1 protein-coding gene is annotated in these 568 nt (G+C 71.1%); it reads left to right on the top strand.

Annotation, left to right across the window (positions count from 1 at the left end; genetic code table 11):
* Positions 1-90: 90 nt before the first annotated feature.
* The coding region (locus ACOQFS_RS13160; protein ID WP_421563314.1) for an acyl-CoA dehydrogenase family protein at positions 91-568 on the top strand (478 nt) is incomplete at its 3' end.

The raw sequence follows: 568 nt of genomic DNA, 5'->3' as shown, positions 1-568 counted from the left end.
CGTTCACGCTGAGCCCGTCGAAGCGCTGCGCAAGGCTTCGACAGGCTCAGCCCGAACGGGTGTGACATTCAAACAGCCCCCTCACCCACCATGCACGTTGCAACGCCCCCCGCCCCCTGCCCGCCCTCGACGGCGCACCTGGCTCTGCCCTTCTTTGACGACGCCCACCGCACGCTGGCCGAGGGCCTGGTGCCCTGGGCGGCTGCGCAGCAGGTCGATGAAACCGACGACCGCGCTGCCTGCCGCGACTGGGTGCGGCGCCTGGGTGCGGGCGGCTGGCTGCGTTACTGCGTGCCCGCTGCGCACGGCGGCGCACTGCCTGCGCTCGACTCGCGCGCGCTGGTGCTGCTGCGCGAGACGCTGGCCTACCACTCGCCGCTGGCGGACTTTGCGTTTGCGATGCAGGGCCTGGGCAGCGGTGCGATCACGCTGGCGGGCAGCCCGGCGCAGCAGGCGCACTACCTGCAGGGCGTGGCGCGCGGCGAGCTGATTGCGGCGTTTGCCCTCAGCGAGCCCGAAGCGGGCTCGGATGTGGGCGCTATGCAAACGATAGCTGTCAGCGCTTATC

The sequence above is a fragment of the Paracidovorax sp. MALMAid1276 genome, from assembly GCF_049198005.1.
GTDB lineage: Bacteria > Pseudomonadota > Gammaproteobacteria > Burkholderiales > Burkholderiaceae_C > Acidovorax.
The sequence above is the reverse complement of the archived record's forward strand: the minus strand, read 5'-3'. Positions and strand labels throughout refer to the sequence as shown.